This window comes from Nocardia sp. NPDC004123 (genome assembly GCF_053603795.1).
On record NZ_JBSGGG010000016.1, the window covers coordinates 85,761 to 107,682 of the forward strand.

Here is a 21,922-nt window from a genome sequence, read left to right on the forward strand (position 1 = left end):
ACAAGAGGTGTCGCTATCTCTCATAGTGGGTATGGTTCCGTTCGACCGAACTGTCCGGGACAGCTGACGCCGCCCCCTCAGGTCCGGTTGTGCGACAACTGCATAACGCGAGTGTGTGCAAGAAGGGCAGGCAACGATGACTGCGAACACCAACCGCCTCGACGAGGCGGCGGTCGGTGCCGGATATCCCGGTGCGTTCGAACCCGGCAGGCTGCTGGCCGCCGAACCGATGACCGCACGGATGCTGCCCGGGATTCCGCTGCCTGCTCGCGCCTGGCGCATCAAGTACACATCGACCACCGCCACCGGGGCTCCGACGCAGGTCAGCGGCACCGTGCTGGTGCCGAACACGCCGTGGCGCGGACCCGGCCCGCGCCCGCTGGTCGGGTACGCCGTCGGCACGCAGGGCCTGGCGAGCACGGTCGCCGCCGCGTCCTGGCAGCTGCGGTTCGGGCTGGAGTACGAATCGGTCTTCCTCCGCGCCGCCCTGCGCCGCGGCTGGGCGCTCGCCATCACCGACTATCCGGGCCTGGGCACTCCGGGTCTGCACCCGTACGTCATGGGCCGCGCCCTGGGCCCGGCTGTCCTGGACAGCATGCGCGCCGCGCGCCGGCTGCCCGAGGCGGACCTGGATCCCGATGGCCCGCTGGGCGTCTACGGCTACTCCGAGGGCGGCAATGCCGCGGGCTGGGCGCTGCAGTTGCAGCCCGACTATGCCCCTGACCTGCCGCTCGCCGGCGGCGTGGTCGGCTCGGCGCCGGCCGACATGGTCGACATGGTGAAGTTCCTGGACGGCACGCCCTACGCCTTCCTGCTCTTCTACGGTGTGCTCGGCATCGAGGCCGCCTATCCGGAACTGAATGTGCTGCAGCACCTCAAGCCGCAGGGCCGCGCCCTGGCCGCGCTGTTCCGCCACACCCATGTCGCCGCCGCGGCCGTGCTGGGGATCGGTGCGGGTCTGGTCGTGCCCACGAAGGTCTCGACCTTCTGCCACCGGCCCCCGTTCGACGTGCCCGAGGTCAAGGCCCGGCTGCTGGAGAACCGGCTGGGCGGAATCGCGCCCGCCACACCGGTTCTGGTGGCCGGCGGCACCAGCGAGCAGGTCATCCCGTATCCGCAGGCCGTGCGCCTCGCGGAGGAGTGGGAGGCGCTGGGTGCGGACGTCACCATGCACACCATGCGGGGACGTGAACACATCGGCGGCGCGATGGCCTTCGCGGGACCTGCCATGCGGTTCCTCTCCGAGCGTTTCACCGAGGAGGCCGACGCTCCGGTGCTGCTCCGCGGGGCGTAATCATCGGGAAAGGCCGGGATCCACCGACGGATCCTGGCCTTTCCCGCGAATCTCAGCCCGCGACACCCCAATGCAGGACGCGCGAGGTGAACAGCACCAGCCCGAGTGAGACCACCGCGACGGTCACCAGGCCGACCACGGCGACCACCAGCGGCCGCCAGCCCGTCCTGGCCAGCTCGCGAAGATTGGTATTGAGCCCGACGCCCGCGAAGGTGAGCAGGAAGGCCCAGCGGGACACATTGGCCAGGTTGGTGACCTGCTGCTTGCTCAGCCAGTGGAAGGTCGCCACCGCGGACACGGCCAGGAAGCCCAGCACGAACTTCGGGAACTTGGACCACACGAACACCGCCTTCGCCCGCAGCCCGGGCGCGATCGCGTCGGCCTCGCCGCGCGCCGCCCAGTAGGCCGCGAAGCCCAGCACCACGAAACCGATGAGGGCATTGCGGGTGGACTTCACCAGTACCGCGATCTTGCCCGCCTCATCGGAGAACAGATAGCCGGTGGCGGTGGTCTCGGCGGTGTTGTCCACGGCGAGGCCCGCCCACAGCCCGAACTCGTGATCGCTGAGCCCGATGGCGTGCCCGAGCGGCGGCAGCGCGAACAGCGCGACCGCGCCCAGCGCGAGAATGGCCGCGATGGCGTAGCCGACATCGGAATTGCGGGCCCGGATCGCGCCCTTGCCGGCGATGATGGCCGACACCCCGCAGATGGCGGTGCCGATGGCCAGCAGCGATCCGAGCTTGCCGGACAGACCCAGCCGGCGCGCCACCGCCAGGATGATCGCGCCCGACACGGTCATGTCGACCAGGATCTGAATGAAACTGGCACCGCCCAGCTTCGCGACATCGCCGAGCACGAAGCGCGAGCCGAGCGCCACGATGCCGATCTTGAGCCAGAACTCGTAGGTGCCGACACCGGGCCGGAAGATCGGGTGCAGGCCAACGGTATTGGTGATGAGCAGGCCGATCAGGATGGCCCACAGCACGTATTCGATATCGGGGACGGTCCAGTGCTGATGCTTGGCGGCGGCGTTCCACCAGATCTGCGCGTACTTGCCGAGCACGCCGACCGCGATGAGCAGCAGGATGCCCGGGACGTAGCCGAGCAGGCGGGCAACGGTGAGCGGACCCGGGGGCTCGTCGAAGTCGGCTGCCCCGGAGCCGGTTTCGGCGTTCTTCCCGAGATTCACGGCGATGTCGCTCACGGCGTCACCACGGAATCTTCGGCAGCACGTCGAACACGGCGAGCACGGTCACCACGCCCGACACGATCAGCGACCACCAGTCGGCACCCAGACGTCCGAGGGCGTCGGGCCACGACGGCCGGGCGGCGGATGTCTCCGGCGCGGGATTGGGACTGTTCACCAGGGGCCTCCAGGTCGAAAAAGCGCAGTACAGCAGGTCTGCACTATGGGGTGCCCGGAGGATTTCGGACAGCGTTGGAATCGGCCTGATTCCAGCTCGGTCGTGCTGTTTCCGCTCAGTCGCGGCGGTGCGCGCGCCGATGGGCGGCCGGTGTGGTGCCGGTCCAGCATTTGAACGCGTGGATGAACGGGGGTGGCCTCGGTGTACCCGAGCCGAATGGCGATGTCGTCCACCGACAGTGGCGTCGCGGTCAGCATCTCCGCGGCCAGGGTGCGGCGCACCTCGTCGAGCAGCGCGCGGTAGGAGGTGCCGACCGCCTCGGGATGGCGGCGCAGATTATGGCCGAAAGTGTTGATTTTGTGGCCGTCGCTCTTTCATGACGGGATACGTGCAGGTCGTGGCGTCGGACTCGAGCACATCGAGGTGAGGAGAGGGACGCATGACCACCAGCCCGTCGATCGTCATCATCGGCACCGGCTTCGGCGGCCTCGGCATGCCGGGCGCATCACCAGCAACTGGCCGGGCACCGTCACCGGATACCGCCGCGCGACCCGTCGCCTGAACGCCGCCGACTACCGGCTCACCCCGGTCGCCCACGCAGAATCCCAGGAGTAGCAATGCGATTCGACTACGACGTCCTCGTCATCGGTTCCGGCTTCGGCGGCAGCGTGAGCGCCTTGCGGCTGATCGAGAAGGGGTACCGCGTCGGCGTGCTGGAGGCCGGCCGCCGCTTCGAGGACCACGAGTTCGCGAAGACCTCGTGGCGGCTGCGGCAGTACCTGTGGGCGCCGGCCCTGGGCTGCTTCGGAATTCAGCGGCTGGCGCTGCTGAACGACACCTTCGTGATGGCGGGGGCGGGTGTCGGCGGCGGCTCGCTGGTCTATGCCAACACCCTCTACGAGCCGCCGGACAAGTTCTACGCGGACCGGCAGTGGGGTCACATCACCGACTGGAAGGACGAGCTCGCCCCGCATTACGACCAGGCCAAGCGCATGCTGGGCGTCACGGCCAATCCGGCGACCACCCCGGCGGATCGCGTGCTGCGAGGCGTGGCCGAGGGGATGGGAATCGGCGACACCTACCAGCCCACCCCGGTCGGCGTCTTCTTCGGCGGACCCGGCCGCCGCCCCGGCGAGGACGTGCCGGACCCGTTCTTCGGCGGCGCCGGGCCGGACCGGCGCACCTGCACCCACTGCGGTGAATGCATGACGGGCTGCCGGCACAATGCCAAGAACACGCTGGTCAAGAACTATCTGTATCTGGCCGAAAAGGCCGGCGCCGCAGTGCATCCGCTCACCACGGTCACCGATGTGCGACCGCTGAGCGGCGGCGGCTACGCGGTGGAGACCGTCCGTACCGGGCGCGTGGTCCGCAAGCAGCGTCGCGAATTCACCGCCGAGCACGTGATCTTCGCCGCCGCCTCGCTCGGGACCCAGCGACTGTTGCACCGGCTGCGGGACAGGGGCTCGCTCACCGGGATCTCCGACCGGCTCGGCTATCTGTCACGCACCAATTCCGAGGAATTGCTCGGCGTGCGCAGCCGTGACGAGCACGCGGATTACACCAAGGGCGTGGCGATCACGTCCTCGATCCACCCCGACCACGACACCCATGTGGAGCCGGTGCGCTATGGCAAGGGCAGCAATGCTTTCGGCGTGATGAGCACTCTGATGGTCGACGACGAGGGCGACACCCCGCGCTGGCGGCTCTGGTTGCGAGCGGCCGGCCGTCGGCCACGTGACGCGGTCCGGGTGCACAATTCGCGGCATTGGTCCGAGCGCACCATCGGTCTGCTGGTCATGCAGTCGGTGGACAACTCCATCACCACCTACACCAAGCGTGGGCTGTTCGGCCGCCGCATGACCACCAAACAGGGTGAGGGCCAGCCCAATCCGACCTGGGTCCCCGCCGGGCACGAGGTCGCCCGCCGGGTGGCGGACGCCATCGACGGCATCCCCATCGGCGCCAGCTCCAGCATTCTGAAGATCCCCATGACCGGACATTTCCTGGGCGGCTGCGCCATCGGCGACTCGCCCGCCACCGGCGTCGTCGATGCCTACCACCGGCTCTACGGTCACCCGGGCCTGCACGTCATCGACGGCTCCACCATCTCGGCCAACCTCGGCGTCAACCCGTCGCTCACCATCACCGCCCAGGCCGAACGCGCACTCTCGTTGTGGCCCAACAAGGGTGAGCCCGACCCCCGCCCGGAGGTGGGTGGGGCCTACCGCCGTCTACCCCCGATTCCGCCCCGCAACCCGGTCGTCCCGCCCACCGCCCCGGCCGCCCTGCGGCTCCCACTGGTCGGCTGCAACGAAGGTGTGAAGACACACGCGGACAACTGATCCCCCGACTCTGGATCGCATGGCCTCATCGGGAAAGTCGTCGAGCGTCGACGGCGAAAGGGCGGGCGCGGGTGCGCCCGGCCTTTCGCGGCGGCGGAGCGGGTGCGGTCAGAGCGCCAGCAGGCGGGCCTTGGCCTCGTCGTATTCGCGGATGAGGCGTTCGACCAGGTCGGCCGCCGGGCGCACGGCGTCGACCGCGCCGATGCCCTGGCCCGAGCCCCAGATGTCCTTCCACGGCTTGGCTCCGGGCGTGGTGGAGTCGGATTCACCGGTGCCGAAATCCATGGCGGACGGGTCGGACTGGCCCAGGTTGTCGGGGTCCATGCCGGCGGCGGTGATGCTGCCGCGCAGGTAGTTGCCGTGGACGCCGGTGAAGAGGTTGGAGTAGACGATATCGCCCGCGCCGGAGTCGACGATCATCTGCTTGTACCCGGGCACCGCATTGGCCTCGTCGGTGGCGATGAAGGCCGAGCCGATGTAGGCCAGGTCCGCGCCCGCGGCCTGGGCGGCCAGGATGGAGCGGCCGTGCGCGATGGACCCCGACAGCAGCAGCGGGCCGTCGAACCAGGACCGGATCTCCTGGGTCAGCGCGAAGGGGGACTGGGGCCCGGCGTGCCCGCCCGCGCCCGCCGCCACCGCGATCAGGCCGTCGGCGCCGCGTTCGACGGCCTTGTGCGCGAACACATTGTTGATGATGTCGTGCAGCACGATGCCGCCGTAGGAGTGCACGGCCTCATTGACATCGGGCCGCGCGCCCAGCGAGGTGATGACGATCGGCACCCGGTGCTCGACGACCGTGGCCAGGTCCTCCTCCAGCCGGTCATTGCTCTTGTGCACGATCAGGTTGACCGCGTACGGCGCCGCCGGCTGCTCCGGATTGTCGGCGTCGTGCTTGGCGAGCTCCTCGTTGATCCGCACCAGCCACTCCTTGAAGAGCGACTGTGGCCGCGCGTTCAGCGACGGGAACGAACCCACGATGCCCGCCTTGGACTGGGCGATCACCAGCTCGGGCCCGGACACGATGAACATGGGGGAGGCGACCGCGGGCAGGCGCAGGCGCTCGGACAGGATGGGCGGCAGGCTCATTGACCAGTTCCTTCATCAAGGGGTTACCCGGCGTAGGTTACCGCCGGTAAGAAGTTCAGGCCGCGCGGGTTTCGGCCAGCCGATCGTGGCGGGCGTAACTGCGGTCCGGATTGTTCACGAGGGCGGCCCGCCGCATCATGCGCTCGGTGGCGCGGCGGCCCAGCCGCTCGCTCAGCCGGGTCGCGCCCGGAATGACCCGGCGCGGCACCTCCAGCACGCCGTTGACGACCGCCGTGGCCAGCACCGTCGCCAGGAAGACGCGGCTGTAGGGCATCTCCAGGAAGTCGGAGTTGGTCTTACCCAGCAGGATTCGGCTGTAGGAGACCGAGTACATGGTGAACGCCCAGCGCAGTGCGCGGGAACGCAGGCCGGGCCCGTCGAACCCATAGATCGGGCCGAGCGCGGACACCAGCGCTTTGGACAACCGCCGCGAGTCCTCGTCGGGCAGGAATTCGTAGTCGGCCTGCAGCCACAGCAGCCGCCAGGTGTCGGTCTCGTCGGCCGGCAGGATCTCGGGATCGAGCCCGATGAGGTGGCCGACATACCGCCACAGGTGGTAGACGGCCGCCTTCTCCTTCTTCGAGAACCGCAGCCCGACGGCATTGCACCCGGCAATCGTGGCCAGCGAGAACAACATCAGCGTGCCCGCGGTCAGGGACTGGTTGAGCGGCTGATCCCACTGCTCGTAATCCCAGTCCGGCCGCCGGTTCATGCCCGCCCGCACCTGCGCGTGCATGATGCGCACCCGCACGGTGTTCTTGAATCCCGGCGCGAACCGCTCCAGTCCGCCCGGCGCGGTCACGTCGATCCACCAGGTCGCGGTCTCGACGACCCGGCGGGGCGCCATGGTCTCGGCCGACAGCCCGCCGGTGCCGACCAGCACCTTGCCCGCCCGCGAGGCGAGGTAGCCGCCATTGAGCGAGAACATGGACAGGGCCAGGTTGGTCGCCCACGGCCCGACCCGGCCGCTGACCCGCGCGGCCCGGTCCATCTTGTCCTGGTCGAGCCAGAACGGCACCGAATCGATGTGCGCGAAAAAGGCTTTCAGCTCGGCGGGCGCGTCCGGCACCGCGTCGATGCCGCGCTCCAGGGCCGTCTCGAACATGGCCCGGCCCTGCCCGGTCGGCAGTCGCCGGAACATCTCGACCACGGCGTCGGCCTGCGGGTCGCCCATCTTGGTGAACTTGCGGTAGGCGGCCTGCTGCTCGGGGGTCGGACGGATATCTCCGGGGGCGAGGACCTTGACCCCGATATTGAACGGGAACTCCCGGAAGATCACCGGATCGGGCAATTCGGAACGCGTCATTGCGTGCCTCCTGGGTGCGTTCAGATTCTGGTGAAGGATGTCACCAGAACTTTGGTGATAGTCTTCACCAAACCTTGCGGCATGGCAACAGACAGGGCGGAACCGTGGACATACCCCGTGGCCGATACGCCGGTCTCAGCGCTGATGAGCGCCGGAACCAGCGGCGCGAGCGGCTGCGCGAAGTCGCGCTGGAGGTGATCGCCGAGGAGGGTATCGGCGGGTTGAAGGTGCGGGCGCTGTGCGCCCGCGCCGGGCTCAATGATCGCTACTTCTACGAGACCTACAGCCACACCGACCGGCTGCTGTACGAACTGGTCGACGAGCAGCTGGCCGAGGTCGTCGCCGCGGTCATGGGCGTCATCGCCGCCGCGCCCGCCGACACCCGGATCCGCCTGCGGGCCGTGATCGAGGCCGGCGTCACCGCCATCGCCGATCATCCCGCCCGCCGCCGGCTGGCCATCGATATGCAGACCACCGACGAATTGCGCCGCCGCCGTACCGAACTCATCGATGTGGTCGCCCAGGTCATGCTCGATCAGGGGCGCGAACTGCTCGGCGACGCCGCCGTCACCGGAGTGCACGCCGAGCTCGCCGCCCGCACGGTCGCCCACGGCGGCCTGGAGATCCTCATCGAATGGCTGCGCGACGAGCTGGACATCGACCGTGCCCAGCTCATCGACTTCCTGGTGGCCATGATCCTGACCGCGTCCGAGATCACGGCCACCGTGCAACGCGAAATGGCGTCTAACTGAGTCCCTTTTCGGCGGCGCGGATCTTCCGGTTGGCGGTCCGGTGGTCTCCCGGGCGTCAGGGCACGACGATCGTGAAATTGGGATCGGCCTTGTCGAGCAGGCCGGTGAGCCGCTTCCACACCCCGGTATCGCCCTTGGTCTGCAGGCCGTCGAACTTTCCGGTCGCCATCAGCTGCAGCAGGCCGAGTTTGGTGAGGGTGATGTCGAGATCGGCATCCCGCTTGCGGGTGGCCGGATGGTGGATGAGCGCGCCATGGCTCAGCTCCATCCGGTACTCCTCGCCGCTGTCGGTGAAATGCCAAGCGATGCTGAACTTCTCGTCCCACGCCTGGGATCCGACGATGTTCAGCGACAGCGTGTCGAACAGCTGGGTGATGCTCATGGCGAGGGCTACCGCCTGGCTGGCGGCGATCGCCGTGGGGGCGACGCCCCGGCGGAGTTCCTGTGCGCCGGTGAGGAAACAGTTGCGCCAGGTCGCGTTCTCGGAGCCGAAGCCGAGCTGCTCGAACACTGCCGCCAGGGTCTCCTTGGCCTCGGCGTGGGACGGGTCGGCGAAGACCGCGTGGCTGCCGAGTTCGGCCGCGAAGCGCAGATCGCCCTGGTCCACGAACTCCTTCACCTTGGCGACGGTCGCGTCCACGCCGCCGAGCAGCTGCACGTAGCGGGTGGCCTGCTCCTGCGGCGGGTGCAGCCACAGGTGCGCCGGATTGGCGTCGTACCAGCCGAGATAGCGCTGGTAGACGGCCTTCACGTCATGGCTGATGGAGCCGTAGTACCCGCGGTTGTTCCACTGTGCGGCCAGGTCCGGGGCCAGCGGGAAGTCCTCGGCGATCTCGGTTCCGATCTCGCCCTGGTTCATTCGCCGCACGGTCTGGTCGTGCAGGTAGGCGTAGGTGTCGCGCTGCTGGATCAGGAACTCCACGATGTTGTCCCGGCCCCAGGTCGGCCAGTGGTGCGAGGCGAACACGACATCGGTGTGGTCGATGAACATCTCGATCGCCTCGGCGATGTACCGCGACCACATGCGGGCATCGCGGACCTGGGCGCCGCGCAGGGTGAGGATGTTGTGCAGGGTGTGGCAGGCGTTCTCGGCCATGCACAGCGCATTGCGGTCGGGCAGCAGGAAGTTCATCTCGGCCGGCGCCTCGGTGCCGGGCGTCATCTGGAAGATGATCCGCACCCCGTCGACCACTTCCTCCTGGCCGGTGGCGGTGATGTCGAGTGTCGGTGCGAGCAGCCCGAATTCACCCGCCGAGGCGACCGGGCCCAGGCCCATGCCGACCAGCCCCTTCGGGTCGCGCGTCAGATTCGCGCCGGAGTAGTACATGCCGCGGCGCAGCATGGCCGTGCCGACATACACGTTCTCCGAGATGGCGTGTTCCATGAAGTGCTCGGGCGCGATGATCGGCACGGTGGTGTCCTGATCGACCACACCGAGCACGCCGCCGAAATGATCGGCGTGCGGGTGGGTGTAGATCACCGCGGTGACCGCGCGGTCGCCGCGGTTCGCGCGGTACAGCGCCAGCGCCGCGGCAGCGGTCTCCGCGCTCACGAGCGGGTCGACCACGATGACGCCGTTGTCCGATTCGATCAGCGTGATGTTCGAAATATCCAGGCCGCGAACCTGATACACGGCCTCGCACACCTCGTAGAGGCCGTGCATCGCGGTGAGCTGGGACTGCCGCCACAGGCTTGGGAGGACGGTGGCCGCGCCGTCGGCCTGCAGGAAGTCGAAGGAGTCCGCGTCGTAGGCCACGCCTCCGCTCTTCCCCGGAATCACGGCGGGCGAGAGTCGCGCGATGAATCCGCGCTCGGCATTGTCGAAATCGGTGCGATCAACGGGTGCTGCTGTCATGTGCCACCTCACTGTTGGGTTTTCCGACTGTCGATCCAGTTGGTTCCGAGGTCGACGGCCTTGGTGAGCGGCCCGCAGATCTCGGGTTCCTGCAGAGCCCGTATGCGGACGCTGTTCACGCCACGTCTTTCGCCAGCCTCACATAGAACGGGTGAACTTCCAGCAATTTGAGATAGGTCTGTTGCGGGTGGCTGCCAAAGGTGAATTTGGTGCAATTGCGGAGATTCAGCTATCCAACGGATATCCAGTAGCCCGCCCGCGGCGGCCGCATTGACCCTGGACGAATCGTGACTCACATCTCAGGATGAGACCTGATCTTCATCGATGAGGAGTGGGCATGGTGACCGAGCAGCGCGTGGACTGGCTGGCGGGTGGCGTGCGGCGGTCGGTCGCCGCGGACCGGATCGTCGGGGTCGCGTCGGAGCTGTTCCAGGCGCGCGGGTTCGACCATGTGGGCATGGACGAGGTGGCGAGCGCGGTCGGCTGTTCGCGGGCCACACTGTATCGGCACTTTCCCGGCAAGGCCGCACTGTTCGACGCGGTGATGGCCAAATCTGCGATCGCGGTGGCGGAGCGGGTGGCCGCGGCGGTGCGGCGCTACGAGGGCCCGCGCCGGATCGTGGAGGCGATCCTGGCGTCGGTGGCGGCGGTGCGCTCGGATCCGGTGCTGGCCAAGGGATTCGCGGGCACCCGGGCGGGCGGCAGCGACGGGGCCTTCGCGAGCTCGCCGGAGCTGGGGCGCATCGCCACCCTGCTCACCGGGATCGCCCCGGATGACGAAGCGGCGCAATGGATTGTGCGCATGGTGCTGTCGCTGCTGGCCTGGCCGCTGGCCGATGCCGCCAGCGAGCGGCGGATGGTGGAGCGCTTCATTCGCTGAGCTGGGGCAGCGGCAATAGCGGCGCGTCCGGATCGAGGGTGAGGCCGCGGGCGGCGGCGGTGGCCGCGAGCGCGCCCCAGGCGAAGGCGGTCAGTTCCTCGGCGAGTTCCTTTGCGGTGATGGCCGGTTCGTTGAGCCAGCGCAGCACACCCAGGCCGATCGCGCCGAGCATGGCGTCCACCGCGAACTGGGTGTGGTCGCCGTTCGCGCCGCGCAGGCGCAGCACGCCGGAGAAGAAGTCCGCGACTGTATCGGACAGTGGGCGGCCATCCTCGATCAGACGGGTCGCGCCGAAGGCCGCGACCACATGTGAGCTGACGATGAAGCGAAACAGGTTGGGGCGCTCGGCCACCAGATCGATGTAGGCGGTCAGGGTGGTGCGCAGACCATCGCGCACCGGTCCGGCGGGGTTCAGGTGCGGGGTAACCCGCTCGACGATGAGCTGCTGGACGGTCCCGCTCACCGCGGCCAGTAGTTCCACCTTGTCGCCGAAGAAGCGATACAGCTTGGGACGCGGTATACCAGCGGTTTTCACCACATCGTCGATGGACAGATCCGGGCCGTGGGCGTCGATGGCGCGGATGGTGGCCTCGATGAGTTCGGCCCGGACCGAGGTGCGGTGCGAGTGCCAGCGGTCGTAGCGCGCATCGCCCTTCCTCTCGCCCGGGCGGTGACGCGGGTGGGAGGCCATGGGGCAGATTGTAATTCGATCCGTTACGGCAGACCCCTTGTGTGCTGTCTGGGACAATCCTACACTGGGCATCACATCGAACACGCAGTACTAGGTACTTCGCGTTGCATCAAGGATGGTCCAGATGGCGAATGCCCTTCCGGCGCAGGCCTATCCCAAGGCCCGCCGCATCAGGTTCAGATTCGATCAGCGCGCATCCGGCGACAAGTACTTCGTCGAAAACGACATGGTCTACAGCCATTTCGTGGCCGGTATGTCCGGCGGGTTCCCGGCGGGGGAGGAGTCCTTCATCCGTTCGGTGCGCCGGGTGGCCGACCGGGTCACCGATCCGATGCTCAAGAAACGGGTGACTGGTTTTGTTGGGCAGGAGGCCATGCACGGCCAGGAGCACCGCAAACTCAATGAAAAGCTGGTCGAGCTGGGCTATCCCATCGCCTGGCTGGACTCCGAGCGGGCCAGGGAGCGCATGCTGTGGATCGAGGAGCGGGTGTCGCCCGAGGTGCACCTGGCCATGACCGCGGCAGCCGAGCACTACACCGCCGTGCTGGCGGAGCGGGTGCTGTCCAGTGACGAGATCCAGGCCGTTCCCGGCGATCCCGAAGTGTGGAATCTGCTGAATTGGCATGCGCTGGAAGAACTCGAGCACAAGTCGGTCGCCTTCGACGTGTTCCGCGCGGTCGGCGGCACCGAGCGCACCCGTATCGGGGTCATGCTCGCCATGTACTCGCTGACGCTGCCGCTGACCTACATCAGCCTGGCGCTGGCCGTCGGGCGCGACCCGGCCGCGCGGCGGCAGCCGATCCGCGTGGCGCGCGAGGCATACCGGTTGTTCACCGGCCCCATCTTCCGCGGGCTCATGCCGGAGCTGGGCAAGTATCTGCGGCCCGGCTTCCACCCCGACGACATCGACACCGCCGCTCTGCTGTCCCGGTGGCAGCAGGAACTCTTCGGGGCGGACGGTCAGCTCGCCGACCACGTGAAGTAGTCACAACCCCATGGCAAGAAAGGACCGGCCAATGGCGATCGGTCGGCAGGACAGCACCTCCCTCATGCCCTATCCGAAGGTGCGGCGCATGCGATTCCGGTTCGGCGAGCCCGAACCGATGGCGCATCAGTTCGTCCAGGGCGACATTCCCCTCACCCACCTGATTGCGGTGCTCTCGGCGGCCTTTCCGCCGGGCGAGGAATCCTTCATCCGGTCGGTGCGCAAATTCTCCGGTGAGATCACCGATCCCGTGCTCAAGAAGCGGGTGGCCGGATTCATCGGCCAGGAGGCGGTGCACGGGCAGCAGCATCGGCGGTTGAACGAGCGGCTCATCGAGAACGGCTTCCCCATCGTCCGCCTGTTCACCTTCGCGCCCGGCGCGCTACGGGAGAGGGGTGTGGTCGCGCTCGAGAACGCGGTGCCGCGCCAGGTGCATCTGGCGATGACCGCTGCGGCCGAGCACTACACGGCGACGCTCGCCAAGCGGGTCCTGGGCACCCAGGAGATCCAGGACATACCCGGCGATCCGGAGGTCTGGAATCTGTTGAACTGGCACGCTTTCGAGGAGCTCGAGCACAAGTCGGTGGCCTTCGATGTGTTCCGGAGCGCCGGCGGGACCGAAATGGTGCGTATCGGCGTGATGGCGGGGATGTATGTCTTCACCATTCCGGTGGTCTCGCTCGGCGTGCTCGCGTCGATCCTCGGTGATCCGCGCAGTTGGCGGCCGGTACAGGTGGCGCGGCAGTCGATTCGGCTGTACCGCGGGCCGATTGTGAAGGGGCTGCTGAAGGAGATGCGGCCCTATATGCGGCCGGGGTTCCACCCGGACGACATCGACACCAACGCGCTGCTCGAACGATGGCGGCGGGAGCTGTTCGGCACGGACGGCGAACTGCTGGACCGCATCGGCTGAGGGGGCGATATGAGAGCCGTCAACAGTGTCGATCCGAAGCTGGTGGTCGTCGCCGGTGCGGGCAGTGGGATCGGGCGGGCCACGGCGCTGCGGTTCGCGCGCATGGGGCAGCAGCTCACCGCGCAGATTCCGGAACTGGCCGAGCGGCTGCCCTTCTCGCCGCTGAGCCCGGATCTGGTGGCGCGGGCCGTGGTGCGCGCCAGGGGAGGACCCCGTTGAACGCACGCGCCCACCAGTTGAAGGTGCGCGAAGTCATCAGCGAGACCGCCGACGCGGTCTCGCTGATCTTCGATATACCCACCGACCTGACCCGCCGCTTCGCCTACGCGCCGGGGCAATACCTCACCCTGCGCGTTCCCAGCGAGCGCACCGGCTCGGTAGCCCGCTGCTACTCCCTGTCCAGCAGCCCGCACTGCGACGACCGGCCCACCGTGACGGTCAAGCGGACGCCGGGCGGTTACGGCTCGAACTGGCTGTGCGACAACGTCTCCGCGGGCGACATCCTCACCGTCCTCGAACCGGCGGGCAATTTCGTGCCACGCGTGTGGGACCGCGATCTGCTGCTCTGCGCGGCGGGCAGCGGCATCACGCCCGTGATCTCCATCCTCAAATCGGCGCTCGCCATCGGGCGCGGCAATATCGCGCTGTTCTACGCCAACCGGGACCGGGAATCGATCATCTTCGCGAACCGGCTGCAGCAGCTGGCCCGCGGTTACCCCCGACGGCTGACAGTGACCCACTGGCTCGAATCCGAGCGGGGGCTGCCGTCCGCGCGCGTAATCGCATTGTGGGCGCGTCCCTACCGGCGTCATGACGTCTACGTGTGCGGCCCGGCGGGTTTCGCGTCCTCGGTGGAGCGGGGCCTCGGTCAGCTCCGCATTCCCGGCCGGGCCATCCACCAGGAGAGCTACCGCTCGCTCACCGGCAACCCGTTCGAACACCACACCCCGGTGGCGTCCGAACCCACGCGGGTCGTGGCGACCGCCCGGGGCACGGCCGCCGCGGATGTCGCGACCGTCCGGGTCGACATCGACGGCGAAACCCACACCCTGCCGTGGCCGAGATCCGAGAAACTCCTCGATGTCCTGCTGCGCCACGGCATCGACGCCCCCTACGTGTGCCGCGAATCGGCCTGTGCCACCTGCGTCTGCAGCGTCAAGCAGGGCCGCACCCGCATGCTCATGAACGAATCCCTGATCGAGGAGGAACTGGCCCAGGGCCTGACCCTCGCCTGCCAGACCCTGCCCGAATCGGACGACCTCCACATCGCCTTCGACCAGTGAGTGCCCGACGCAAGCCGCGCGTCAGGTCGACGTCAGGTCGATGTCAGTCGCACCGGCGACGGTAATCGGGTGAATACCACCGCCGATCTCGGACTGCGCTACCTGCGCGGCGATCACGTCCTCGCCCAGCTGATCCGCTTCGCCCTGGTCGGCGGCGCCAGCAATATCACCTACCTCGTCCTGTTCCTGACCCTGAACAGCACCGGTCCCCTGATCGCCAATGTCGCCGGCTCGATCCTCAGCACCGTGATCGCCAACGAACTCCACCGCCACCTCACCTTCCGCGCCGCCGGCCGCGTCACCTGGTTCACCGCCCAGTGGGAAGGCGGCGGACTGGCCGTGATCGGCCTCCTGATCAGCACGGCCGCTCTCGCCGCCCTCGACTCCTACGCGCCCGGCCTGAGCCCGCTCGCCCGCGCGGCCGCCGTCATCGCCCTCACCGCGGCCATCGGCGCGCTCCGCTTCCTGGCCCTGCGCGGCTTCGTCTTCGGATCACCGTCCACCGAATCCCCCGCGGAGACCGAAGAACACCATTCCACGGAATCCGGAGACGCGCTTCGGTATTCGCGGCCGGGCGGCGACGTACGGCCGGCCTTTCTGATGGGTCCGATAATGGCCTGAACCTGCCGAACCCTCCCTGTCGTCGGCTTTCAGGCGCGGGTGAGTTCGGCTCGGGTGGCGGTGAGCATGGTGGTGATGGCGGCGGGGAGGGCTTGCGCGGGGTCGGGGGCGAAGCGGGGGGAGTGGTTGGAGGGGAAGCGGGGTGGGAGGGCGCCCTCGGTGAGCATGTAGGCCTGGTCGTCCTCGGTAAAGCGGGCGGGGTCTATACCGCCGATGTGCCAGAAGACGGAGGGGGCGTGGGCCGCGGTGCCGAAGGCGCCGAAATCCTCGCTGCCGGTGATGGGGTGGTCCATGGGCATGACGGGGAGGCCGGCGGCGGTGAGGGTGGCCAGGACCCGTTCGGTGTCGCCGGGGGTGTTCTCGGTGACCGGGAAGTGGTCGTAGAACTCGACTTTCGGTTCCTGGGGTGCGCCGGCGGCGGCCGCCTCGGCCTCGGCCATGCGCTGGATGCCCTCGACCATGTGGTTGCGCGAACTGTCGGTGAAGGTGCGCAGGCTGAGCAGGACCTCGGAGGTGTCCGCGATGATGTTGGGACGGGTGCCCGCGTGCAGGGCGCCGGCGGTGAGGACCGGGCTGGCGGCGGTGGCGCTCTGGCGGGCGGTGAGTGATTGCAGCCGCACCACCAGGGAGGCCGCCATGAGCAGCGGGTCGATGGCGGTGTGGGGCTGAGAAGCGTGGCCGCCCTTGCCCAGGAAGGTGATCCGGACCGAGTCGGAGGCGGCCATCAGGGTGCCGGGCCGGCTCAGGATGATGCCCGCGGGCAGCGGGCTCACATGCTGGCCGAGCACGATGCGCGGATGCGGAAAGCGTTCCAGCAGACCGTCATTGATCATGCCCTGCGCGCCCGCGCCGGTCTCCTCGGCGGGCTGGAACAGCGCCACCACCGTGCCGGGCAATGGATTCGCCGACAGTTCCGCGCAGGTGCCGAGCAGTGCCGTGACGTGCACGTCGTGGCCGCACGCGTGCATGACGCCGGGGATCGTGGAGGCGTAGTCGAGCCCGGTCTCCTCCTGCACCGGCAGCGCGTCCATATCCGCGCGCAGCCATACCACCGGCCCGGGACCACTCCTCAGCACGCCGACAACGCCGGTGCCACCGACGTTCTCGGTCACCTCCCAGCCGGGCAGGGCGCGCAGCTCATCGGCCACCAGGCGGGCGGTGGCGTGCTCCTGGCCCGACAGCTCCGGGTGGGCGTGCAGATGGCGGTAGACCTGCTGCCAGTGCTCGGTCATGTGAGACTCTCCTTGGTCGGGACGGTCGCCGAGGCGCGGCGGGCCAGCGTCGCGCGGAACGCGTCGGCGGTTTGCGGGACCACGGCCGCCGCCAGCAACGCCAGCAGCGGTCCGAGGGCCATGGCTTCGAAAGCCGTTGTGTACGAGACGTGATCGGTGATGACACCGAAGGCGAGCGGGCTCGCCACACCCGCCAGCTGCCCGCCGAAGATGATCACCCCGGTGGCCGCGCCGATGTAGGCGCTCGGCAGCGACCGCAGCGGCACCGAGAACGCGGGCATGTAGGCCATCCCGGCCACCAGGCTCATCGTGGTGCCCAGCAGGACGAACAGCGGGAAGGACTCGGCGCGCGGCAGGGCGAACAGCATGGCGGCGGTGAAGGCCATGGCCGGCACCACGATCACCCGCGGCCGCCCGCCGATCCGATCGGAGAGCCGGGCGCCCAGCACCACCCCGGCCGCCGCGGCCAGCGTGGTCGGCACCGCGGCGATGGCGATGCCGCCCATGGAGATTCCGCGCTGCTCGTGCAGGAAGGTCGGCGTCCACGCGGTGACGCCCCACACCAGCACGTCGTAGCCGAAGAAGATGACCGCGAAGCCGATCAGTGCGGGCGAGAGCAGCACGGCGCGGCGTTCGGCCCTCGTGCCGGCGCTAGCGACCGGAATCTCGTCCTGCACCAGCGGTTCCGGCATCCATCGACGCCACGCCAGGATGACCGCCACCCCCAGCACCGAGATGACCCCGAACATCACCCGCCACCCGACCGTGGGCAGCATGACCCCCGCGATCACCGCCGCCAGCAGCAGGCCGGCCGCGTTGGAGGAGTTCGTCCAGCCCGCCGCGGTCGTCCGCTGCTCGGGCAGACTGCGTTCCGCCAGCGCCTTGATGGCGGCCGCCGGAAAAACACCCTGCACCAAGCCGAACAGGAACCGGATGCCCAGCAGGACCGCGAAAGACCAGGCGACCGCGGTCAATCCGGTGAAGATCGACCAGGCCGTCAAACCTGCGATGCCGACCTTCAAGGCCCCGAACCGATCCGCCAGCAAACCTCCGGGAACCTGGATGAGCGCATAGGCGATGAAGAACACCGACACCAGCAGACCCTGTTGCGTGTGGTCGAGACCCAGGTCGTCGCCGATCGAGGGCAACGCGAAATTGATCACGGTCCGATCGATGTAATCGACCACCCACGCCGCGAACAGCAGCATGATGGTTATCCGGGTGGTGCGTGGCATCCAGGCCCCTTCAAAAGCGGGAGTAGTGGCTGGGTGCCACGTTCGTGCCGATGCCCGAGCATACGGCGCAATTGCCGAGAGCCGCCATGTGAGGCGGTGACGCCCTGATCGCGCGATTGGTGAACGCTCTGCAATTGGCTGGACGGGGCTCGAGAGGCGCGAGTCACTGCCCGCACCCGTGGCGTGCGGCGTGGCGCTGGGCGTGTCGTAGTCTCGCGTCCGATGAGGGACATGACTATTCACGGGTATGTGGCCGACGGGTACGGGCGGGTTGCGGACGCTTTCCGGCGCAACTTCCAGCACGGGGAGATCGGCGCGGCCGTGGCGGTGTTCGATGGGGACTCGCCCGTGGTGGACCTCTGGGGCGGCTGGCGGGATGCGGTCCGGCGGCTGCCGTGGGAGCGGGACACCATAGCCCCGGTGTTCTCCTCGACCAAAGGTGTTGCGGCGCTGACGCTTGCCGTGCTGGTGTCGCGCGGGCAGCTGGACTACGACGAGCCGGTCGCGCGATACTGGCCCGAATTCGCGGCGCGTGGCAAGGCCGAGGTCACCGTCCGGCAGCTGATCGATCACCAGGTGGGCCTCCATATTCTGCGCGATACCCGGATGACCCTGGCCGATCTGTTCGATCTGGATCGCGTCGCCGGCGTGCTGGCGGCACAGCGGCCGGGGTGGACGCCGGGCACACGGCAGGGCTATCACCCGGTCAGCATCGGGCTGTACATCAATGAGCTGGTGCGCCGCGCCGATCCGGCCGGGCGCAGCATCCGGCGGTTCATCGCCGAGGAGATCTCCGGGCCGCTGGGCGTCGATTTCACGATCGGGCTGGATGCCGATCTCGGGGGTGAGCGAATCGCCCGGCTGGTCCGCACCTCCGGGCTGGACCTGCGCCACGAGCGGAATCTGCCCTGGAATCAGGCGGTTCCGGCGCTGCTGCGCCGGGGCCCGCTGTTCCGGGCGCTGACGGTTCCGGACCTGGGCATGCCCGAGGACTTCGTGCGACCCGCGATCATGTCGGTGGAGCTGCCGGGCAGCAATGGCGTCGGCTCGGCGCGCGGCCTGGCGCGGATCTACGCGGCCGGGCTGTCCGGTGAGCTGCCGATCGCGGACGAGGTGCGGGCCCGCATCGCCGGCCCGGGACCGGTGCCGGCACCCGACGCCGTGCTGAAGACCACGACCCGATTCCACCTCGGATTCCGGAAGTCGTGTCCGACCTTCCCGTTCGGTTCGTCCGGTCACCGCGCCTACGGCACGCCCGGTATGGGCGGTTCGCTCGGTTTCGCCGATCCGGAAACCGGGCTCTCCTTCGCCTACGTTCCCAACCGCCTCGGGCTCACTCTCAATGGCGACCGGCGTTGCCTCCGCCTGGCCCGCGCGGCCTTCGGGAAGCCGACACGCCGATCGGGTACTCGCACTGAACCCCGGCAGGCCGCCGATCGTTGACTGGATAGACCGGCCCCACGCCGGTAGCCATCCAGATGTGGTCCGGTTCTCCCCCTGCGTCCGGACCGGGACCCCGCCGAGGCATCCCCGGCGGGGTCTTTGCGTGGCTAATTACGCTGCGCAACAGCAACTTCCGGCTCCGATGTGACTTGGGACACGTTGATCGAGCTCACTTCAAATGGATACCTTGTGTGCGATGTATCGCGGACAAGGCACTGTGAAACGGGGGATCGTGTTCGAGAGAAAACCCGAATTCCGAACCGTGGCCGACCTCATCGCCGAGCGGATCGCGGCACACACCGACCATGTCTTCGGCGTGGGCGGCGCCAATATCGAGGACCTCTACGACGCCCTCCACCGGCACCCCGGCCTCACCGGCATCATCGCCAAACACGAATTCGGCGCGGCCACCATGGCGGACGGCTACGCCCGCGCCACCACCCGCCTCGGCGTGGTGGCGGCCACCTCCGGCGGCGGCGCCATGAATCTCCTCGCCGCCCTCACCGAATCCTTCGACTCCCGCGTCCCGGTCCTGGCTCTGGTCGGCCAGCCCCCGACCACCCTCGAGGGTCGCGGCGCCTTCCAGGACGCCAGCGGCCACCCCGGTCGCCTCGACGCGGAGCGCATCTTCAGCGCGGTCTCCCGTCACTGCGTCAAAATCACTCGGCCCCAGGACATCTCCGCCGAACTCGACCGTGCCATCGCGGCCGCACTGTCCGGTGGCCCGGCAGTCCTACTGCTCCCCAAGGACATTCAAGCCACCCTGATCTCGAGCGGCTCCACCCTGGCGGCCGGCCTGCGATACGAACCTCCTCACGCGGGCCCGGATGAACCGATTGCGAGCTCGCCGGAAACGCCGGCGGACATCGCGGCGCTGCTTGCCGATGTGCCTGCCGGAAGCCGGGTGGTCGTCATCGCCGGACCCGAGGTCGCGGCGGCCGACGCGCGGGCCGAGCTGGCGGAGGTGGTGCGGGTGCTGGATGCGGCGGTGCTGGTCACCCCGGATGCCAAGGATGCCTTCTCGAATCGGGATGACCGCTTCGCCGGGGTCGTCGGGGTCATGGGGCACCCCCATGCCGCCGGGCTCGTCGCGGCGGCGGAGCTGTGCCTGCTGGTGGGGGCGCCGCTGTCGATGACCGCACGAGCCGGATTGGATGCGGCGCTGGCCGGCTGTCCGCGCGTGGTGTACCTGGGAGCGGAACAGCCGTTCGTGCCGGTCCATGCCGAGGCACGAGGGCCGCTGGGTGCTTCCCTGGGGGAACTGCGTGCCTCCTTGGCGGAATCAGACGTCCTGCCCATTCTCCCGGCGCTGCCCGGTGACGCGGCGGTCGCCTCGGAATCGATTGGTGTGCAATCGAATCCCGGCACACCGCACGAGCTGACCGTCCCGCCCACGTCCGGGCCGGGTGTGCGATATCGCCCGGCCGTCGCGGCCATCGAGGCGGCGCTGGAGCCCGGCACCGATGTGGTCGCGGATGCCGGGAACACCGGCGCCGCGGTCGTGCACTACCTGCGGGTCCCCGAGGACGGGCGGTTCCTCATCGCGCTCGGCATGGGCGGGATGGGGTACTCGTTCGGGGCGGGGATCGGGTGTGCGCTGGGGCGGGGGCGGCGGGCCGTGGTGATCGCCGGGGACGGCGCGTATTTCATGCACGGCCACGAGGTGCACACGGCTGTCGAGTACCAGGTGCCGGTGACCTTCGTGGTGTTCAACAACAACGCCCACGCCATGTGCGTGACGCGGGAGCAGGTCTTCTACTCCGGCGAGTACAGCTTCAACCGGTTCCGCGCGGCGGAGATCGGGGCCGGTGTCGCGGCCATGTTTCCCGAGCTGCCCGCCTGGACCGCGCGCACGCTCTCCGACTTCGAGAACGCACTGGACAAGACGCGGGCCACGCCGGGGCCCGCGTTCATCGAACTGCAGTGTGACCCAGACGAAATCCCACCGTTCGCCCCCTTCCTGAAGGAGTCGCTCGCATGACCGAGACCGCCACCGACGCGCCGATCGAAGTCCCGGAGCTGGATATCCCGGGCGTGTACCGCATCGAGACCATGGCCCTCAAGGAGGGCATGCCGCTGGTTCTCGACATGACCCGCGCCGTGTACCCGCACGACGAGATCTACGGGGACTACTGCACCGTCACCGAATTCATCGCCGCCCCGCCGGACGAGGTGTACGGATACCTGGCCGACACTCGCAGCCTGTGCGAATGGACCTACAGCATGCGGGGTTTCGAGCGCACCCCCGATCCCGAGATCTGGGTGTCGGATGACCGGATCGGCTCGCACACCCGTATCTACACCCGCACCGTCGCCAACCCCGACGCCCGCACCGTGGACTACCACTGCGCCTGGGACCAGGCCGACCACCTGTGGATGATCTACCTGATGCGGGTCGTGGACGCGCAACTCGTGCTGAACAAGCCGGGATCCGTTGTCACCTGGACCAATTGCCATCACCCGTTCTACGAGGACAACGGCTATCCCGAGACCGAGCCGCAGGGCCGCCCGGTCTGGGTGGGCGACTTCTGGCACCTCTTCGCCGCCGGGCACCTGCTGGAACTGCGCAATCTCAAAGCGATCTGCGAACACCGGCACGCCGCCGGGCAGCCGATCAAGCCGGAATGGATGGCCTGA

At 68.6% G+C, this 21,922-nt stretch carries 20 protein-coding genes and 1 pseudogene; 13 read left to right on the plus strand and 8 right to left on the minus strand.

Annotation, left to right across the window (positions count from 1 at the left end):
- Positions 1 to 136 precede the first annotated feature (136 nt).
- Entirely contained in the window at positions 137 to 1,294 is a 1,158-nt protein-coding gene (locus tag ACWEQQ_RS23865) for a lipase family protein (protein WP_452349734.1), read from the plus strand.
- A gap of 52 nt (positions 1,295 to 1,346) precedes the next feature.
- Here the strand turns inward: ACWEQQ_RS23865 and ACWEQQ_RS23870 are convergent.
- Both ACWEQQ_RS23870 and ACWEQQ_RS23875 read right to left on the minus strand, forming a co-directional pair.
- Positions 1,347 to 2,408: pseudogene (locus ACWEQQ_RS23870) on the minus strand (YeiH family protein); the annotation flags it as partial.
- A gap of 94 nt (positions 2,409 to 2,502) precedes the next feature.
- Positions 2,503 to 2,658, minus strand: a complete 156-nt coding sequence (locus tag ACWEQQ_RS23875) for a hypothetical protein (protein WP_452342516.1) — start codon at positions 2,656 to 2,658, stop codon at positions 2,503 to 2,505.
- 439 nt (positions 2,659 to 3,097) lie between these two features.
- Between ACWEQQ_RS23875 and ACWEQQ_RS23880 the strand changes: the two genes are divergently transcribed.
- Positions 3,098 to 3,220: a hypothetical protein gene (locus ACWEQQ_RS23880; protein ID WP_452349735.1), complete on the plus strand. Its 123-nt coding sequence runs from the start codon at positions 3,098 to 3,100 to the stop codon at positions 3,218 to 3,220.
- Positions 3,221 to 3,275: 55 nt separating this feature from the next.
- Positions 3,276 to 5,003, plus strand: coding sequence for a GMC oxidoreductase (locus ACWEQQ_RS23885; protein ID WP_452349736.1), 1,728 nt, complete (start codon positions 3,276 to 3,278; stop codon positions 5,001 to 5,003).
- 108 nt (positions 5,004 to 5,111) lie between these two features.
- Here ACWEQQ_RS23885 and ACWEQQ_RS23890 read toward each other — a convergent pair whose 3' ends face one another.
- Positions 5,112 to 6,089 (minus strand): NAD(P)H-dependent flavin oxidoreductase, encoded by a 978-nt coding sequence (locus ACWEQQ_RS23890; RefSeq protein ID WP_452349737.1) that lies wholly within the window; start codon positions 6,087 to 6,089, stop codon positions 5,112 to 5,114.
- Positions 6,090 to 6,144: 55 nt separating this feature from the next.
- Positions 6,145 to 7,395, minus strand: coding sequence for an oxygenase MpaB family protein (locus ACWEQQ_RS23895; RefSeq protein ID WP_452349738.1), 1,251 nt, complete (start codon positions 7,393 to 7,395; stop codon positions 6,145 to 6,147).
- A gap of 104 nt (positions 7,396 to 7,499) precedes the next feature.
- Between ACWEQQ_RS23895 and ACWEQQ_RS23900 the strand changes: the two genes are divergently transcribed.
- Complete coding sequence (locus ACWEQQ_RS23900) at positions 7,500 to 8,147, plus strand: TetR/AcrR family transcriptional regulator (protein WP_452349739.1); 648 nt, start codon at positions 7,500 to 7,502, stop codon at positions 8,145 to 8,147.
- 55 nt (positions 8,148 to 8,202) lie between these two features.
- On the opposite strand, the gene ACWEQQ_RS23905 is transcribed toward ACWEQQ_RS23900, so the two are convergent.
- Positions 8,203 to 10,002: an alkyl/aryl-sulfatase gene (locus ACWEQQ_RS23905; RefSeq protein ID WP_452349740.1), complete on the minus strand. Its 1,800-nt coding sequence runs from the start codon at positions 10,000 to 10,002 to the stop codon at positions 8,203 to 8,205.
- A gap of 337 nt (positions 10,003 to 10,339) precedes the next feature.
- On the opposite strand from ACWEQQ_RS23905, the gene ACWEQQ_RS23910 reads away from it, so the two are divergent.
- Positions 10,340 to 10,882 (plus strand): TetR/AcrR family transcriptional regulator, encoded by a 543-nt coding sequence (locus ACWEQQ_RS23910; protein ID WP_452349741.1) that lies wholly within the window; start codon positions 10,340 to 10,342, stop codon positions 10,880 to 10,882.
- On the opposite strand, the gene ACWEQQ_RS23915 is transcribed toward ACWEQQ_RS23910, so the two are convergent.
- Positions 10,872 to 11,573, minus strand: a complete 702-nt coding sequence (locus ACWEQQ_RS23915; RefSeq protein ID WP_452349742.1) for a TetR/AcrR family transcriptional regulator — start codon at positions 11,571 to 11,573, stop codon at positions 10,872 to 10,874. The genes ACWEQQ_RS23910 and ACWEQQ_RS23915 overlap by 11 nt on opposite strands.
- 115 nt (positions 11,574 to 11,688) lie before the next feature.
- On the opposite strand from ACWEQQ_RS23915, the gene ACWEQQ_RS23920 reads away from it, so the two are divergent.
- The 5 genes from ACWEQQ_RS23920 (at position 11,689) to ACWEQQ_RS23940 (ending at position 15,375) form a co-directional block, all read left to right on the plus strand.
- Complete coding sequence (locus tag ACWEQQ_RS23920) at positions 11,689 to 12,558, plus strand: metal-dependent hydrolase (RefSeq protein WP_452349743.1); 870 nt, start codon at positions 11,689 to 11,691, stop codon at positions 12,556 to 12,558.
- Positions 12,559 to 12,589: 31 nt separating this feature from the next.
- The gene (locus ACWEQQ_RS23925) at positions 12,590 to 13,471 is read left to right on the plus strand and encodes a metal-dependent hydrolase (RefSeq protein ID WP_452349744.1); all 882 of its coding nucleotides are present in this window, start codon (positions 12,590 to 12,592) and stop codon (positions 13,469 to 13,471) included.
- Positions 13,472 to 13,480: 9 nt separating this feature from the next.
- Entirely contained in the window at positions 13,481 to 13,690 is a 210-nt protein-coding gene (locus ACWEQQ_RS23930) for a hypothetical protein (protein ID WP_452349745.1), read from the plus strand.
- Positions 13,687 to 14,754 (plus strand): 2Fe-2S iron-sulfur cluster-binding protein, encoded by a 1,068-nt coding sequence (locus tag ACWEQQ_RS23935; protein WP_452349746.1) that lies wholly within the window; start codon positions 13,687 to 13,689, stop codon positions 14,752 to 14,754. The genes ACWEQQ_RS23930 and ACWEQQ_RS23935 overlap by 4 nt, the downstream gene beginning before the upstream one ends.
- A 69-nt stretch (positions 14,755 to 14,823) precedes the next feature.
- Positions 14,824 to 15,375, plus strand: coding sequence for a GtrA family protein (locus tag ACWEQQ_RS23940; RefSeq protein WP_452349747.1), 552 nt, complete (start codon positions 14,824 to 14,826; stop codon positions 15,373 to 15,375).
- Between the two features lie 29 nt (positions 15,376 to 15,404).
- Here the strand turns inward: ACWEQQ_RS23940 and ACWEQQ_RS23945 are convergent, their stop codons facing one another.
- Together ACWEQQ_RS23945 and ACWEQQ_RS23950 are read right to left on the minus strand one after the other, a co-directional pair.
- Positions 15,405 to 16,607, minus strand: coding sequence for an amidohydrolase (locus ACWEQQ_RS23945; protein WP_452349748.1), 1,203 nt, complete (start codon positions 16,605 to 16,607; stop codon positions 15,405 to 15,407).
- The gene (locus tag ACWEQQ_RS23950; protein WP_452349749.1) at positions 16,604 to 17,842 is read right to left on the minus strand and encodes an MFS transporter; all 1,239 of its coding nucleotides are present in this window, start codon (positions 17,840 to 17,842) and stop codon (positions 16,604 to 16,606) included. Before ACWEQQ_RS23950 ends, ACWEQQ_RS23945 begins: the two co-directional genes overlap by 4 nt.
- Positions 17,843 to 18,073: 231 nt before the next feature.
- Between ACWEQQ_RS23950 and ACWEQQ_RS23955 the strand changes: the two genes are divergently transcribed.
- The 3 genes from ACWEQQ_RS23955 to ACWEQQ_RS23965 all read left to right on the plus strand — a co-directional run bounded on the left by ACWEQQ_RS23955 (position 18,074) and on the right by ACWEQQ_RS23965 (position 21,922).
- Positions 18,074 to 19,285 carry a serine hydrolase domain-containing protein gene (locus tag ACWEQQ_RS23955; RefSeq protein WP_452349750.1) on the plus strand — a complete coding sequence of 404 codons (1,212 nt, stop codon included), beginning with the start codon at positions 18,074 to 18,076 and terminating at the stop codon, positions 19,283 to 19,285.
- 232 nt (positions 19,286 to 19,517) lie between these two features.
- Complete coding sequence (locus ACWEQQ_RS23960; RefSeq protein ID WP_452349751.1) at positions 19,518 to 21,266, plus strand: thiamine pyrophosphate-binding protein; 1,749 nt, start codon at positions 19,518 to 19,520, stop codon at positions 21,264 to 21,266.
- A complete protein-coding gene (locus tag ACWEQQ_RS23965; RefSeq protein WP_452349752.1) occupies positions 21,263 to 21,922 on the plus strand; it encodes an SRPBCC family protein in 660 nt (219 codons plus the stop codon). Before ACWEQQ_RS23960 ends, ACWEQQ_RS23965 begins: the two co-directional genes overlap by 4 nt.